General features: G+C 72.7%; 12 protein-coding genes, 1 tRNA gene and 1 pseudogene. 2 read left to right on the top strand and 12 right to left on the bottom strand.

Annotated elements, in window-relative coordinates; genetic code table 11:
- Nucleotides 1-6 precede the first annotated feature (6 nt).
- A complete protein-coding gene (locus tag AC3ET4_RS14900; RefSeq protein WP_431949290.1) occupies nt 7-1,446 on the bottom strand; it encodes an MFS transporter in 1,440 nt (479 codons plus the stop codon).
- A 102-nt stretch (nt 1,447-1,548) separates the two neighbouring features.
- Here AC3ET4_RS14900 and AC3ET4_RS14895 point away from each other — a divergent pair, with 102 nt between their 5' ends.
- Nucleotides 1,549-2,469 (top strand): helix-turn-helix transcriptional regulator, encoded by a 921-nt coding sequence (locus AC3ET4_RS14895; protein ID WP_431949288.1) that lies wholly within the window; start codon nt 1,549-1,551, stop codon nt 2,467-2,469.
- A gap of 51 nt (nt 2,470-2,520) precedes the next feature.
- Here the strand turns inward: AC3ET4_RS14895 and AC3ET4_RS14890 are convergent.
- The 6 genes from AC3ET4_RS14890 to AC3ET4_RS14865 all read right to left on the bottom strand — a co-directional run bounded on the left by AC3ET4_RS14890 (nt 2,521) and on the right by AC3ET4_RS14865 (nt 6,521).
- Nucleotides 2,521-2,593: transfer RNA gene (locus tag AC3ET4_RS14890), tRNA-Ala, on the bottom strand.
- A 127-nt stretch (nt 2,594-2,720) separates the two neighbouring features.
- Nucleotides 2,721-3,374 carry a histidine phosphatase family protein gene (locus AC3ET4_RS14885; protein ID WP_431949345.1) on the bottom strand — a complete coding sequence of 218 codons (654 nt, stop codon included), beginning with the start codon at nt 3,372-3,374 and terminating at the stop codon, nt 2,721-2,723.
- Nucleotides 3,371-3,805, bottom strand: coding sequence for a ribosome silencing factor (rsfS, locus tag AC3ET4_RS14880; RefSeq protein WP_431949344.1), 435 nt, complete (start codon nt 3,803-3,805; stop codon nt 3,371-3,373). The genes AC3ET4_RS14885 and rsfS overlap by 4 nt, the downstream gene beginning before the upstream one ends.
- Before the next feature lie 86 nt (nt 3,806-3,891).
- Nucleotides 3,892-5,709 (bottom strand): LCP family protein, encoded by a 1,818-nt coding sequence (locus tag AC3ET4_RS14875; protein ID WP_431949286.1) that lies wholly within the window; start codon nt 5,707-5,709, stop codon nt 3,892-3,894.
- Nucleotides 5,710-5,731: 22 nt separating this feature from the next.
- Complete coding sequence (gene nadD / locus AC3ET4_RS14870; RefSeq protein WP_431949284.1) at nt 5,732-6,328, bottom strand: nicotinate-nucleotide adenylyltransferase; 597 nt, start codon at nt 6,326-6,328, stop codon at nt 5,732-5,734.
- A gap of 34 nt (nt 6,329-6,362) precedes the next feature.
- Nucleotides 6,363-6,521 carry a hypothetical protein gene (locus AC3ET4_RS14865; RefSeq protein WP_018556595.1) on the bottom strand — a complete coding sequence of 53 codons (159 nt, stop codon included), beginning with the start codon at nt 6,519-6,521 and terminating at the stop codon, nt 6,363-6,365.
- A gap of 142 nt (nt 6,522-6,663) precedes the next feature.
- Between AC3ET4_RS14865 and AC3ET4_RS14860 the strand changes: the two are divergent.
- Nucleotides 6,664-7,781: pseudogene (locus AC3ET4_RS14860) on the top strand (M48 family metallopeptidase).
- On the opposite strand, the gene AC3ET4_RS14855 reads toward AC3ET4_RS14860, so the two are convergent.
- The 5 genes from AC3ET4_RS14855 to proB all read right to left on the bottom strand — a co-directional run bounded on the left by AC3ET4_RS14855 (nt 7,705) and on the right by proB (nt 12,756).
- Entirely contained in the window at nt 7,705-8,841 is a 1,137-nt protein-coding gene (locus AC3ET4_RS14855; protein ID WP_431949281.1) for an SCO2583 family membrane protein, read from the bottom strand. The pseudogene AC3ET4_RS14860 and the gene AC3ET4_RS14855 overlap by 77 nt on opposite strands.
- Before the next feature lie 132 nt (nt 8,842-8,973).
- The gene (locus AC3ET4_RS14850) at nt 8,974-9,462 is read right to left on the bottom strand and encodes an SCO2584 family spore wall biosynthesis protein (protein WP_431949279.1); all 489 of its coding nucleotides are present in this window, start codon (nt 9,460-9,462) and stop codon (nt 8,974-8,976) included.
- Between the two features lie 74 nt (nt 9,463-9,536).
- Nucleotides 9,537-10,790: a glutamate-5-semialdehyde dehydrogenase gene (locus AC3ET4_RS14845; RefSeq protein WP_431949342.1), complete on the bottom strand. Its 1,254-nt coding sequence runs from the start codon at nt 10,788-10,790 to the stop codon at nt 9,537-9,539.
- A gap of 227 nt (nt 10,791-11,017) precedes the next feature.
- A complete protein-coding gene (locus tag AC3ET4_RS14840; RefSeq protein ID WP_431949277.1) occupies nt 11,018-11,464 on the bottom strand; it encodes a hypothetical protein in 447 nt (148 codons plus the stop codon).
- Nucleotides 11,465-11,616: 152 nt separating this feature from the next.
- Nucleotides 11,617-12,756 (bottom strand): glutamate 5-kinase, encoded by a 1,140-nt coding sequence (gene proB, locus AC3ET4_RS14835; RefSeq protein ID WP_431949275.1) that lies wholly within the window; start codon nt 12,754-12,756, stop codon nt 11,617-11,619.
- Nucleotides 12,757-12,977: the final 221 nt, after the last annotated feature.

Below are 12,977 nucleotides of genomic sequence, written 5' to 3'. Positions count from 1 at the left end.
CGGCGTTCAGGCCGTCCGCCGCCGCATCGCGGCCACGAGCACGCCTGCCGCCGCGGTGGCCGCCAGCGCGGCGGAGGTGACCGCGACGGCGTGCGCGGAGGAGTGGCCGGCGGTCAGCCGGCCCAGGAACAGGGTGCCGAAGGTGGCGACCCCGATCAGCTGGCCGAGCTGGCTGACGGTGGCCAGCAGCCCGCTGGCGTCCGCGGCGTCCTCGGGGCGGACCTGGCCGAGGGCGAGCGTCAACGTAGGGCTGAAGGAGGCCCCCAGGCCGAGACCCACGCCGAACAGGGCTGCCAGGAGAGCCGCTTCATGCTGCTGTCCCCCGCCCAGCAGCATGCCGATCGCCGCCAAGGACACCCCGGCCACGGCGAGTCCGCCCGGCGCGAGCCACGGCAGGACGCGCGGGGGCAGCCGGCGCCAGGCGAGGCCGGTGCCGCCGAAGGAGACGGCCACCGCGCTGAAGGTGAGCCCGGTGTACAGGGCGCTGAGGCCGAGCCCGCTCTGCAGGTGGAGCGCGATGGCGAACAGCAGGCCGGCGATGAGGACCATGGAGACCCCGATGACGGCGACGGAACGGAGCATGCCGGGTGCCCGCAGGACCCGCGCGGAGACCAGCGGCGCACCACCGCGCCGGGTGAGCCGCGCCTCCAGCAGGGCGAAGACCGCGCACAGCACGGCGCTGAGGCCGAGGCAGACCCAGCCCCACAGCGGCCAGCCCTCCTCCTGCCCCAGCACCAAGGGCACGGTGAGCAGGGTCACGGCCGCGCCGAGGGTGACCAGCCCGGGCAGGTCGAGACCGCGGCGGCGCCCGGCGGCGGGCTCCGCGTCGCGTGGAACGGCCCGCGGGGCCAGGACGAGCAGGACGAGACCGATGGGGACGTTCACGAGGAAGGCCGGACGCCACCCCGTGCCGAAGAGGTCGGCGCTGACGATCAGCCCGCCCAGGCACTGCCCGGCCGCGGCGCCGGTGGCCTGGACCGCCGCGTAGACGCCGAGGGCGCGCACCCGCCGCTCACCGGTGAAGTTGCGCTGGATGAGGCTGAGCACCTGCGGGATCATCAGCGCGGACCCGGCCCCCTGGATCAGCCGGAACGCGGTCAACTGCCCCGTCGATCCCGCGAGTCCGCAGGCCAGGGAGGCGGCGGTGAAGACGGTGAGCCCGGCCAGGAAGGCCCTGCGGTGGCCCCACAGGTCGCCGGCCCGGGCACCGGTGATGAGCAGGACGGCATAGGAGATGGTGTAGCCGGCCACGACCATCTGCAGCCCGGCGCCGGACGCGTGCAGGTCGGTGCGGATGGTGGGTGCGGCCACATTGACGATGAAGACGTCGAGCAGGGCCATGAACTGACCGGTCAACAGGACGCCGAGCAGCTGTCCGGCCCGCGGTCCGCGCCGGCCCGGAGGGCCGGCCGGGGCGCGTCGTGCGGTAATGGTGGGATTCGCCATGGAACGAGGCTGCGGGCGGGCCGCTACCGGTAACGAGAGCCCCTGGATGCTGGTACTGACAGCACCTGGCAGCACTGCGCCGGCGGGCGCAGGATGGGGCGCATGGCCGTCGTCACGTCCCCGCGCCGCAACGAGCTCGCCGCCTTCCTGCGCAGCCGCCGCGCGCGCATCCGGCCGGAGGACGTCGGCATGCCGCCCGGGCCGCGCCGCCGTACGCCGGGCCTGCGGCGGGAGGAGGTCGCGCTGCTCGCCGGGGTGGGGGTGACCTGGTACACGTGGCTGGAGCAGGGCCGGCCCATCAACGCCAGTGTCCAGGTGCTGGACGCGGTGGCGCGCACCCTGCGGCTGGACGTGGCCGAACGCGGGCACCTGTACCGGCTGGCGGGCGTGCCCTTCGTCCAGGAGCCGGTCTGCGACGCCGAGGCGGTGGGCGACGAGGTGCGGGGCATCGTCGACTCCGTCGACCCGCTCGCGGCGGTGGTCTACAACGCCCGTTACGACGTGCTGGCCTACAACGCCGGTTACCGCCTGCTCTTCCCCCAGGTGCACGTCGCCTCCCGCGCCGACCGCAACGCGCTGCTGCACCTGTTCGCCGGACCGACGTGCTGCTCGGCCTTCGCCGACGGGGAGGACGAGCTGCCCAGGCTGGTCGCGCAACTGCGCGCCTCGTACGGCCGGCATGTGGGCGAGCCGGCCTGGGAGTCGTTCGTCGAGCGGCTGGCGCGGCGAAGCCCCCGGTTCGCGCGGATGTGGGCGAGCGGCGACGTGGCGGCTCCCCAGCAGCGGATCAAGGTGATCCGGCACGCCTCGGTCGGCAGCATCCGGGTGACGTCGACCTCACTGGGGATCGAATCGATGCCGGAGCACCGGATCGTGGTCTACACGCCGGCGGACGATCAGAGCCGGGAGCTGACGGCCCGGCTCCGGGAACTGGACGACCCGCTGGTGGGCTGCCCCCGGCACGCCCGCCCGCTGTCGGTGCTCGCCGCGGACCAGCGGGCGGGCGCCGTACGGAACGGGTGAAACGCGCGAATCCCGCCTCCCCTGGGAGGGAGACGGGATCCTGTGTCGCTGTGGAGCTACGGGGATTCGAACCCCGGACCTCTTGCATGCCATGCAAGCGCTCTACCAACTGAGCTATAGCCCCGCTGTCCTCGGGCTTTCCGCCCGGCGAACGAGAAGAAGCTTAGCCGGTCAGGGCCGGAATCCTGAAATCGGCTGCGGTTTCGGCCCCGACCCGGCCCCCCGGCCCCGTCAATCGTCGTCAGCCGTCGTCAGTCGTCGTCGCCGAGCACCGGCTCGGGAAGGGTCCCGGCGTTGTGCTCCAGCAGCCGCCAGCCTCGGGCGCCCTCGCCGAGGATCGACCAGCAGGTGTTGGACAGCCCGCCGAGCGCCTCCCAGCTGCGCGGATCCAGACCGAGCAGACGGCCGATGGTGGTGCGGATGGCGCCGCCGTGGCTGACGACCACCAGCACACCGCCGTCGGGCAGCTTGTCGGCCGCGGCGAGCACCACGGGGGCGGCCCGTTCAGCGACCTCGGTCTCCAGCTCGCCGCCGCCGCGCCGCACGGGCTCGCCCCGTTTCCAGGCCGCGTACTCCTCGCCGTACCGCTCGGTGATCTCCTCGTGGGTCAGGCCCTGCCAGACCCCCGCGTAGGTCTCCCGCAGCCCCTCGTCGTACGAGACGTCCAGGCCCGTGACCGCGGCCAGCTCGGCGGCGGTGTCGGCGGCGCGCTGCAGGTCGGAGGAGACGATCGCGTCCGGTCGCAGCGCGGCCAGCAGCCGTGCGGCACGCTTGGCCTGGGCGACACCGGTGGAGGTCAGGGGGATGTCCGTGGTGCCCTGGAAGCGGCCCTCGAGGTTCCAGGAGGTCTGGCCGTGCCGCCAGAAGACGACGCGGCGGCCGCGACCCCGTACGTGCCCGTTCAGTTCAGCCCGCCCTCGTCGGCGGCCTCGATGGCGCGCGCGTGCTCCTCGCCCTTGCCGCGGGTGGCGGCGGCGTCCTCGTGCAGCTCCAGTTCGGGGCAGTCCTTCCACAGCCGCTCCAGCGCGTAGAAGACCCGCTCCTCCGCGTGCTGGACGTGGACCACGATGTCGACGTAGTCGAGCAGGACCCAGCGGCCCTCACGTTCGCCCTCGCGGCGCACCGGCTTGACGCCGAGCTCCTTCTGCAGCCGCTCCTCGACCTCGTCGACGATGGCCTTCACCTGGCGGTCGTTGGGCGCGGAGGCCAGCAGGAACGCGTCGGTGATGGAGAGGACGTCGCTGACGTCATAGGCGATGATGTCGTGCGCGAGCTTGTCGGCTGCCGCCTGGGCGGCGGTCTGGATGAGCTCGATGGAGCGGTCCGTGGCGGTCACTGGTGCGGCTTTCCGGTCGGGGACGTCGTAGGTCCAGGGTCTCACGGACCGTCCTCGGTCCCCGACCGGTTATCCGCTGCCCTTGGTCAGCCCTTCGCGGGCGGGCTGTAGTCCTGGCCGAGGACGACCGTGATGTCGGCGTTGGCGGCCACCTGGCCCTTCTTGGCGGCAGTGGCGGAGAGGCCCAGCGTCTTGGCGAGTTCCTCCGCGTTCGCCTTCTGGGCGGCGTCGGCGTACAGGACCTGCGAGGTGGCGCGGGTGTCCGCGGTGGCGCCGGAGACGAAGGTGTAGCCGCCGCCGACGATCTGCGCCTGGGCCTCGCCGGCGTTGGAGGCGACGCCTGTGGCGTTGCGCAGGGTGACCCGGGGGATGCCGTCGGACTCGGCGTTGGTGACGGTGCCGCCGAGCACCTTCTTCACCACGTCCTCGGTGGCCTTCTCGCTCAGTGTGCCGTCCGGCTCCACGGGCAGCGTCGCGGTGGTGTAGTCGCCGCCCTTGGCCTCCTGGGACAGCGCCGCGAGGCTGCTGCCGAGGTCCTTCGCGGTCAGCGGGGGCTCGATGACCTGGTTGAGCCCCTCGACGGTCTTGGTCGCCAGGTCGGGGTCGCTGTACATCTTCTTCAGCACGGCCTGGACGACCTGCCCGAAGCGGGCGAGCTGCTTGTCCGGCCCCTCGCCGGCTCCGCGGTGGACGGCGTACGCGACGGCGGCCTGGCCGCCGAGCTCCTGCTGCTTGCCGGGCTTGACGAGGGTCTTGCCGCCCTCCTTCTTGCCCGCCTTCACCGTGGCGTCGGTGTCGACGATGATGCCGCCGAGGGACTCGACGAGGTTGTCCAGGTAAGGGGTGTCCAGCCGCCAGGTGCCGCTGATCTTGGTTCCGAGCAGCCCTTCGAGCGCCTCGCGCGTGGGGGCGGAACCGTTCTCCACGACGGACTTGCCGAGGGTGGTGCTGCCGCCGTCGTCGCTGCTGACGGCGAGCGAGTTCGGCAGCAGGACGGTGGTGCCCTTCTTGGTGGTCGAGTTGCTGACCAGCAGCGCGGTCGAGCTCTCGTCGCTGCCGACCGGGCGCAGGTGCAGCACGATGACGTCGCGCTTCTGGCCGCCCGCGGCCTGCTGCGCGGGCCCGGACCCTCCACCGAGGCCGGGGATCTTTCCGGCCTTCCACAGGTACCCGACGCCGCCGACGGCGACCAGCGCCAGGACGACGACGGCGGCGACCACCCGGTTGCGGCCGCGGCGCCTGGCCTCCTCGCGGCGCTCGGTGCGGGACTCGGTGAACTTCAGCCAGTCGATGACCTCTTCCGACTCCTCGCTCTCCTCGTCGACGAAGGAGAACTGGCCGGTGTGGTAGTCGGCTTCCCCGGAGGGGGCGCGGTTCGCGGCGGGCGGGGCCGGGGGCTCCCCGTGCGCGGGTTGCCGCGGGGACGGCGGGGCCTGCCCGGGCGCCTGCGGGGGCCGCTGGCCCTGCTGCTCGTATCGTTGTGGTTCCTGCGGGGGGTACGAGTCCTGGTACTGCGGCTGCTGCGGGATCCACCCCTGGTACTGCTGCGTCTGCTGCGCTTGCTGCGCCTGGGCGGGCTGCCCGTACTGCTGCTGCTCCCGCGGGGGGTACTGCGGCGCGGGGTAGCCCTGCTGGCTCGGGTGGCCCTGGTACGCGCCCTGCTCGGGATAGCCCTGCTGGCCCTGCTGGCTCGGGTAGCCCTGCTGCGGCTGGTAGGCCTGCTGCTGACCGGTGTGGTGCTGGGCGTACGGGTCGTGCTGGGCGTACGGGTCGTGCTGCCCGTACGTGGTGCCGTAGCCGTGCGCGTAGTCGCCCTGCTGTGCGTAGGAGTCCTCTCCGTAAGGGTCCTGACCGCCCTGCTCGGGTGTTCCCTCGGCGTATTGCCATCGGGGGTAGTCGTTCACTGGGGACCCCTCCAGTTGCCGATCAGCCGCTGATCACTTGCCGGTACAGCCTGCGTTTGTCGATGTAGCGCACGACGCCGTCGGGCACGAGATACCAGACCGGCTCGCCCTTGGCGACCCGTTGACGGCAGTCGGTCGAGGAGATGGCCAGGGCGGGCACCTCCACCAGGGAGACACCGCCGGCCGGGAAGCCCGGATCGGACAGGGTGTGTCCGGGGCGGGTGACACCGATGAAGTGCGCGAGAGCGAACAACTCCTCGGCCTTGCGCCAGGAGAAGATCTGGGCCAGCGCGTCCGCCCCGGTGATGAAGAACAGTTCCGCCTCGGGATGCTCGGCCCGGAGATCGCGCAGTGTGTCGATGGTGTAGGTGCGGCCGCCGCGGTCGATGTCACTGCGGCTGACCGAGAACTGCGGGTTCGACGCGGTGGCGATCACCGTCATCAGGTAGCGGTCCTCGGCCGCCGACACCTTCTGCGCGCTCTTCTGCCAGGGCTGGCCGGTGGGCACAAAGACCACCTCGTCCAGCCGGAAAAGGTGCGCCACCTCGCTGGCCGCGACGAGGTGGCCGTGGTGGACGGGATCGAACGTCCCACCCATCACACCGATTCGCTTCTTCATGCGGATAGACCCTACCCGCATCGCCTGAACGGGCTCAGCGGTCGCGGTTGAAGCGGGTGGTGATGAAGAGCAGGAGCAGCAGCGCGAACAGCGCGCCGCCGCCCGTCAGGTAGGGGCTGAGGCTCTCGTGGTTGCCGCCGCCCTCGCCCTCGGCGAGCGTGGTCAGAACGGCGGCGGTCGCGTAGGAGGTCATGCGGCGGTCCCTTGGTGGCTTCGGGGTCTGTCGACGGGCGGAAGACTCGGGCAACATCGTACGGGCGGTCCGGGCGGAACTTCGCGGTGGCTCCGCGCGTCCTCACTACGTACCCGACGGACGAGCAGGGGGGCGGGGGCATATGTCCGGTCCGAACGATTCGAGCGGTGCGAAGGGCGGCGGAGACCACGGACAGTGGCTGCCCGGACGCAACCGTCGGCGCTTCGAGGACATCTCCTCGCGCGCGTACGAGCACCCGGCGGACCGCTCCGCGCTGGTGGCCCTGCGCCGGCTGAGCGGTTTCGACACCGTCTTCAAGGCGCTCAGCGGCCTGCTGCCCGAGCGCTCGCTGCGGCTGCTGTTCCTCTCGGACTCGGTACGCGTCGGCGACCAGCAGTTCCCGCATCTCAACGACATGCTGCGGGACGCCTGCTACATCCTCGACCTGCCCAAGGTCCCGCCGATGTACGTCTCCCAGGACCCGCGGCCCAACGCGATGTGCATCGGCCTGGACGAGCCGATCATCGTCGTCACCACCGGGCTGGTGGAACTGCTGGACGAGGAGGAGATGCGGGCGGTCGTGGGCCACGAGGTCGGCCACGCGCTGTCCGGCCACAGCGTCTACCGCACGATCCTGCTCTTCCTGACCAGCCTGGCGCTGAAAGTCGCGTGATCCCGCTCGGCAATCTCGCGATCATGGCGATCGTCACCGCTCTGCGCGAGTGGTTCCGCAAGTCGGAGCTCTCCGCCGACCGGGCCGGGCTCCTGGTCGGCCAGGAACTGCAGGCCTCGATGCGCGGTCTGATGAAGATCGCCGGCGGCAACCACCTGCACGAGATGAACGTGGACGCCTTCCTGAAGCAGGCCGAGGAGTACGAGGAGGCCGGCGACCTCCGTGACTCCGTGCTGAAGATCCTCAACGTCATGCCTCGCAGCCACCCGTTCACGACGGTGCGGGCCGCGGAGCTCAAGCAGTGGGCCGCGAGCCGCGACTACCAGCGCATCATGGACGGCCACTACCCGCGGCGCGCCGAGGACGGGGACGCCTCGGTCTACGACGCGTTCAAGGAATCGGCGGGCCACTACGCCGAGACGGTGAGGACGAGCAAGGACCCGCTCATGAAGCTGCTCTCGGACATCGGGTCGGGGGCGGGCGACATCGGCGGCCGGCTGCGCGACCGCTTCACCGGGACGCCGGGTTCGGGCCCCCGCCCGTCGGGGCACCCGCCGAAGGACCCGCAGGACCCGCCGCGGGGCTGACCCCCGGTGCGGCCGCCGGGGCCGGGGCGAGCACCCCGCACACCGAGCTGATCTCGTGGCGGTGGTCGTGGGGGTCGACCCCGGGGTGCGGCGCAGGCCGCTGCCCGGCCAGCAGCGGCCGGAAGTGCTCCACGGGGGCGCCCGCGCAGGAGAGGGGCCCGGCCTCGATGGCGGCCTGCAGCAGCTCCACATGCTGGTCGCGCAGGTCCGCGCGGTCGAAGCGCATCCGCAGTTCGCGCCGCACGGTGAAGAGCGAGACCTGGCCGTCCCCGGCGGTGGCGGCCCGCACGGCGTAGACCAGCGTGTGGTCCGCGACGACCTCCAGGGCGTCCTCCGCCGCCTCCGCCACGGTCATGGTGCCGTGCACCCTGACCTCGTCGGCGGCGAGGGCGACACGGCCGGGTTCGAAGCGCACCAGCCAGCCGGTGGCCGCGTGGCGTCCGTCGTCGGCGGGACGCTCCAGGCTGCGGTCGAACTGGTCGAGCTGGCCGGGATCGAGCATGGTGCGCACCGTACGGACGTCTCCACCCGTCAGGGCGCCGGGATCGGCGGAGGAGGCGACGAGATACGCCTTGGCGAAGAGCAGTGCCCGCAGGACCTGGTTCGCGCTGAAGTGCGCGGTACTGCGCGCCGGCGGCAGCGCGTAACCGCGTCCGCCGACCGGGTAGCGCTCGGCGCGCTGCCCTGCGAAGGGCCGGGAGCGGTCCACGGCGGCCACCTCGGCCGTGGGGGCGAGCGGCAGCAGAGTGGTCCGCAGCGGCTCCGCCGCCGGAGGGGCCGGAGGGGCGTAGGGGGTTCGCAGGCCCAGGTAGAGGGCGGTGCCGAGGACCATGACCAGGACGAGGACAAGGGCGAGGCCCCGTCCGGGGGCGCCGCGGGACCACGGACGGCGGGTGCGCACCGAGCGGGCCGATCCGTCCAGCCGCTCCCGTGCGGAGAACTCCTGTATCCGGGCAGCCCGCACGAACGATTCGTCGAAGACGACGGATCGGTACTCGTCCTCACCGCCTCCCGGGAAGCCCTCGGGGTTCCCCTCCGGTGGGTCGCCAGGCCCGCCCATACAACAAGCGTAGGTCTGTGAGGGCCCTTCGAAACGTCCTGGCGGCGGACTGCGCCCCGCGCGCTGCCGTCCAGGGACTCTCCGGCCGTCCCAGGGGCTCTCGGCGTGCCTCAGAGGCTCTGCGGATGCCACTCAGGGGCGGTGGCTGACCGCCACCGGCGGAAGCGAGGGCGCGCCGATGCGGCCCGTCGGGGTGGGCGGTACGGAGGGCTGACGGGCGCCTCCGGCGCCCCGGTAGACCGCCGCGAACGTCAGTGCGACGACGCCTATGCCCATCACCACGGCGAGCACCCACGCCACCGTCCGGTGCCAGCGCCCGTGCCCCCGGTACGGGCTGCGCTGGGAGTAGAGGTCCTCGTACTCCTCGTCCTCCGCGGAGCGCTCGGATTCCTCGTCCTCGTACGGATCGGTGGCGTCCTCCCCGCGCAGTACACGGGTGCGCGACGCCTCGGCCTCGGCCTGTGCCGTGGCGGCGGCGAGCATGCGCTCATGGGCGCTGGGTTCATGGAAGGCGGCCGCCCGTATGAAGGCCTCGTCGAGCACCACGGACGCGAAGTCGTCATCCGCGCCACCGTGGTCCTCGCCGTCCGGGAACGGCTTGCCCCCCAGTTCGTCCGGCACCCGTCCAGAATAGGGCCGATGACGCGGATTGGGCAGGCCGCTCGGAAAGTCCGTCCCTCCGCCGGGCCGGGCGGTCAGCCGCGCACGTGGCCGTCCCCGGTGAAGACGTACTTGGTCGAGGTCAGCTCCGCGAGCCCCATCGGGCCGCGGGCGTGCAGCTTCTGCGTGGAGATGCCGATCTCGGCTCCGAAGCCGAACTGGCCGCCGTCGGTGAACCGGGTCGAGGCGTTGACGGCGACGGCCGCGGAATCCACCATCCGGGTGAACCGCCGGGCGGCCTGCTGCGAGGTGGTGACGATGGCCTCGGTGTGCCCGGAGGACCACAGGCGGATGTGCTGGACGGCGGCGTCCAACGAGTCCACCACGGCGGCGGCGATGTCGTGGCTCAGGTACTCGGTCTCCCAGTCCTCGGCCGTGGCCGGGACGACGGTGGCCTCGGTGCCGCTCTTCTCGGCCAGTTCCCGCACCCGGTCGTCGGCGTGCACGGTCACGCCGGCCCCGGCCAGCGCGTCAAGGGCCCGCGGCAGGAAGTCGGCGGCGATGTCGCGGTGCACCAGCAGCGTCTCGGCGGCGTTGCACACGCTCGGGCGCTGCGTCTTGGAGTTGAGCAGCACCGAGACGGCGGTGTCGAGGTCGGCCTGGGCGTCCACGTACACATGGCAGTTCCCGGTGCCGGTCTCGATCACCGGGACGATGGACTGCTCGACCACCGTCTTGATGAGGGAGGCGCCGCCGCGCGGGATGAGCACGTCGACCATGCCGCGGGCGCGCATCAGCTCGTGCACCGACTCCCGGCTCTCCCCCGGCACCAACTGGACGGCGTCGGCGGGCACTCCGGCGGCGCCGATCGCGTCGCGCACCACCGTCACCAGCGCCGAGTTGGAGTGCCGCGCGGAGGAGGAGCCGCGCAGCAGCACCGCGTTGCCGGACTTCAGGCACAGCGACGCCGCGTCCACGGTGACATTGGGCCGGGCTTCGTAGATGATGCCGACCACGCCCAGCGGCACGCGGATCTGGCGCAGGTCCAGGCCGTTGGGCAGCGTGGAGCCGCGCACCACCTCGCCGACGGGGTCGGGCAGGCCCGCCACGTCGCGCACGTCGGAGGCGATGGCGCGGACCCGCTCGGGGGTGAGGGTCAGACGGTCGACGATCGCCTGACTGGTGCCCGCCTCCCGGGCGCGTGCCACGTCCTTCGCGTTGGCCTCGACGATCTCCCGTGTGCGGACGACCAGGGCGTCGGCGACGGCCAGCAGCGCGTCGTCCTTCACCGCACGCGGCAGCGGCGCGAGGTCGTCGGCGGCCGCACGGGCGCGGTAGGCCGCCTGCATCACCGGGCTCTTCGGCCAGGGCGAGGGCAGGGCGGCGGCGAGGTCGTCGTTGCTGTGACTGCTGCTGCTCATGGCGGCCAGGGTACGGCGTGGACGCAGGCCGGCGGGGCGGCTTTCCGGCGGGTGAGACCGCGCCGCGCGACGACCAAGCCGACCGCGGCGGGGCTGACGCTCGCGGCGACCAAGCCGACCGCGGCGGGGCTGACGCTCGCGGCGGCCGCGGCGGATCAGTAGGGGTGCACGCCGACGGGCGCCGCCGGGGGCGGCCCGTAACCCTCCGCCAGGCGCTGGTGATAGGTGTCGCGGTCGACGACCTCCAGGCCGACCGTCTCCCACGGGGGCAGCTTGGCGGAGGAGCGGTGCTCGCCCCACAACCGCAGCGCTATGGCGGCGGCGTCATGCAGATCGCGGGCCTCCTCCCAGTACCTGATCTCGGCGTGGTCGGCCGCATAACGGCTGGTCAGCAGGAAGGGGTGGTCGTGGGCGAGCTGTTCCAGGGCGCGCCGCACCTCGGCGAGAGGGGCCTCGGGCCCGGAGACGCTGAGCGTCACGTGCCAGAGCCGGGAGAGGGGGCGCTCGCCGGCCGGCGGGGCGGAGTCGTCGCCCGTCACGCTCATCAGTGCCCGCTCCGCCGTCCCTCGGGACGACGATGCCCCCGGGCGCACTCGTCTCACCGGCGGCCTCCCTGTCGTCCCTGTCGTCCCTGTCGTCCCGGTCGTCCTGTCTTCACGTCCGTGGCCGGATTCCGTGTTCCGTCCCCAAAGTCCAGCAGCCCGGCAGCGGCGGTGGGGCGGTTTTCACGAAGTAACCACGAAGGAGTCCGGTCTCAGGGGTGCAGGAGTACGAGGTCGTCCCGGTGCACGACCTCGCGCTCGTAGGCGGGTCCCAGCTCCCGCGCCAGTTCGCGGGTGGAGCGCCCGAGCAGCCTCGGCAGCTCCTTGGCGTCGAAGTTCACCAGGCCGCGGGCGACGGCGCGACCGGAGGTGTCACGCAGTTCGACCGGGTCGCCCGCGCTGAAGTCGCCCTCCACCGCCGCGATCCCCGCCGGCAGCAGAGAGGTGCGGCGCTTGACGACCGCCTGCACGGCGCCGTCGTCCAGGACGAGCGCGCCGAGCGGCGCGGAGGCGTGGGCCAGCCACAGCAGCCGGTCGGCGGAGCGCTTGCCCGTGGCGTGGAAGAGGGTGCCCGTACGGCGTCCGGCCAGGGCGTCCGCGGCGTGCGAGGCGGAGGTGAGCACGACCGGTATGCCGGCGCCGGCGGCGATCCGGGCGGCCTCGACCTTGGTGACCATGCCACCGGTGCCGACGCCTGCCTTGCCCGCGCTGCCGATGGAGACGCCTTCCAGATCCTGCGGCCCGTGGACCTGCTCGATACGCGAGGTGCCGGGGAGGGCGGGGTCGCCGTCGTAGAGGCCGTCGACGTCGGAGAGCAGCACGAGCAAGTCGGCCCGTACGAGGTGGGCGACCAGGGCGGCGAGGCGGTCGTTGTCGCCGAAGCGGATCTCGTCGGTGGCGACCGTGTCGTTCTCGTTGACGATCGGCATGGCGCCCATCGCGAGCAGCTTGTCCAGCGTGCGGTAGGCGTTGCGGTAGTGCGCCCGGCGGCTCATGTCGTCGGAGGTGAGGAGCACCTGGCCGGCCCGTACGCCGTACCGGGCGAAGGATGCCGTGTAGCGCGCCACCAGCAGGCCCTGCCCGACGCTGGCGGCGGCCTGCTGCCGGGCCAGGTCCCTCGGCCGCCGGGTGAGTCCGAGCGGCGCCAGGCCCGCGGCGATGGCGCCCGAGGAGACCAGGACGATCTCTCTGGCCGGCGCGCCCTCCCGTGTCCCGCGTGCCGCGGCCAGCACGTCCACGAGGGCGTCCACCCGGTCGGCGTCGAGGCCGCCGGCCGCCGTCGTCAGCGAACTCGACCCGATCTTGACCACGACCCGCCGGGCCTCCGCCACGTGCTGCCTCGCGCTCGCCACGTCCGTCCCTTTCCTCTCCCGGCTTCGCAATCTACGGCAGAGGGGCGGTCCGGTGCCGCGGGCTTCCACCCTGCGGACGGGCCTCGGGGACCGGCGGTGCGGGGCCGAGGCCCCCGAGGTCCGGAGGGGAAGCCGATCAGCATGGAGTTCTCGCATCGAAGCGGTCAGACCACCCGCGTCTCTCCCATGCGGCCAAGGGGAAGGTTCTCCTGCGCCCTCCT

This window comes from Actinacidiphila sp. bgisy167, assembly GCF_057707665.1.
The sequence above is the reverse complement of the archived record's forward strand: the minus strand, read 5'-3'. Positions and strand labels throughout refer to the sequence as shown.